Here is a 2,167-nt window from a genome sequence, read left to right as displayed (position 1 = left end):
AAAAATAAATTTAAAAATTAATTATAATAATAAATTATTTAATTATCATTTAATTTTCTTAAATTTATTCGCCGAATTTAGCAACTACTTTTTCCAAAGCTTGATCGATATCAGCAAGGATATCATCAATGTCCTCAAGACCAATGGATAAACGGATTAAATCAGGAGTTACTCCAGTGCTTTCCTGTTCTTCAGGACTTAATTGCTGGTGAGTGGTTGAAGCTGGGTGAATAACCAAACTTTTTGCATCACCAATGTTTGCAAGCAATGATAATAATTCCACATTGTCAATAAATTCCTTACCTGCTTCAAGACCGCCCTTAATACCAAATGCAATTAAAGCACCGTATTTACCATTTAAGTATTTCTTAGCGGTTTCATGACTTGGGTGGGATTCGAGACCAGGGTAACTTACCCAAGAGACAGCAGGGTGATTGTTTAAATGTTCAGCCACTTTAGCTGCATTTTCAGAATGTTTATCCATTCTGATGGTTAAGGTTTCAAGACCTTGCAAGAATATGAAGCTGTGTACAGGAGCAAGGGTTGCACCTAAATCCCTAAGCAATCTGGCTCTGATACGGAGAGTGTAAGCAATGTTTCCAAGTCCAGGGAAATCTCCAAATACTTCCCAGTAGTTTAATCCATGGTAACTTGGATCAGGTTCAGAGATAGTTGGGAATTTTCCATTACCCCAGTTGAATCTGCCGCTGTCTACAATATAACCGCCGACTGCAGTACCATGTCCGCCTACAAATTTGGTAGCGGAAGCCGCAATAACATCAGCACCATGATCAAGAGGTCTTACAATTCCTACACCTGCAGTATTGTCTACAATCAAAGGAATGTCATGGGAGTGAGCAATTTCAGCAAGCTTTTCAAAATCAGGCACATCCAATTTAGGGTTACCGAGAGATTCTACATAGATTGCCTTGGTCTTGTCTGTAATGGCAGCTTCAAAAGCATCTAAATCCTGGGAATCTACAAAAATAACGGTACGTGCCAAGTCCTTGAAAGTGTAATCAAATAATTGGTAAGTTCCACCATACAAATTGTCAGCAGAAACAATTTCGTCTCCAGGTTCGGTAATGTTTAAAAGTGCATAAGTAATGGCAGCCAAACCACTTGCAGCAGAAATAGCGGAGTTACCTCCTTCAATTGCAGCAATTCTCGCTTCAAAAGCATCGGATGTTGGGTTGGTTAATCTACTATAAATTTGACCGAACTCTGCAAGAGCAAATCTGTTTGCTGCTTCATCTGTATCCTTGAATACATATGAAGAAGTTTGATAGATTGGAACGGCTCTTGCCCCAGTTGCCGGGTCTGGTTCTTCTTGTCCTGCGTGTAATCCTAAAGTACTTAATCCATAATCTTTATTAGTCATTTTATCACCTATAATAATTTATTAAATATAAAAAATGAATATTTTTGTTTTTTCTTAAAATTCTACTCACTACTTAAAAGATCCATAATCTTATTTAGATTCTTATAAAAAATTATAACAATTGTTATAAAATTTAACTAAAAAAATAATTTTTCAAAACCATATAATTTTGAAAAGATTTTAAGAAAAATATCCATTATATAACAATTGTTATACATAATATATAAAGTTTTTGTTGAAAACATATGTTAAAACAAAAGCTTAGAATAAGAAATCAGTATTTTAAAATTAATGGCAAAAGATTCAATTAATATAAAAAATTCAAAATACCAAGATTAATAAAAAGATTTAAGAAAAATATTCATTATATAACAATTGTTATACATAATATATAAAATTTTTGGTAAAAGAAAGAATAAGATGATAATAGGTAAATAAAAATTTTATAGAAAATTCCAAAGCAAATAAAAAGAAAAATAAAAATAGAAACAAAAATCCAGAAGTAAAATAAGAAAATAATAAAAATAGAAAAGAAAATCCAGAAGTAAAATGAAAAAAATATAAAAATAGAAAAGAAAATCCAGAAGTAAAATAAGAAAATAATAAAAATAAAAAAGAAAATCAACACTAAAATAATAGAAAAAAATTAAAATCAAAAATAAGAGTCAGAAAAAGTAAAAGTAAAAGTAAAGTAAAAATAAAAAGTTCGTAATAAATAAAACTAAATATTCTTCGATAAAAAAAGGCTGGCAGCAAAATGAAATTCCCATAGACCGAAACCCATAG

General features: G+C 31.1%; 1 protein-coding gene. It reads right to left on the bottom strand.

Translation table 11 applies throughout. The annotated features are described in order from the left end of the window. Positions 1-64 precede the first annotated feature (64 nt). Positions 65-1,381 carry an O-acetylhomoserine aminocarboxypropyltransferase/cysteine synthase family protein gene (locus tag Q0138_RS01025; RefSeq protein WP_297979698.1) on the bottom strand — a complete coding sequence of 439 codons (1,317 nt, stop codon included), beginning with the start codon at positions 1,379-1,381 and terminating at the stop codon, positions 65-67. Positions 1,382-2,167 lie beyond the last annotated feature (786 nt).

The sequence above is a fragment of the uncultured Methanobrevibacter sp. genome (assembly GCF_937906425.1).
Classification (GTDB): Archaea; Methanobacteriota; Methanobacteria; order Methanobacteriales; family Methanobacteriaceae; genus Methanobrevibacter.
The sequence above is the reverse complement of the archived record's forward strand: the minus strand, read 5'-3'. Positions and strand labels throughout refer to the sequence as shown.

What these genes read in the sequence shown, in the direction of transcription:
- Q0138_RS01025 (WP_297979698.1), bottom strand. Translation starts at nt 1,381, where the DNA reads ATGACTAATAAAGATTATGGATTAAGTACTTTAGGATTACACGCAGGA.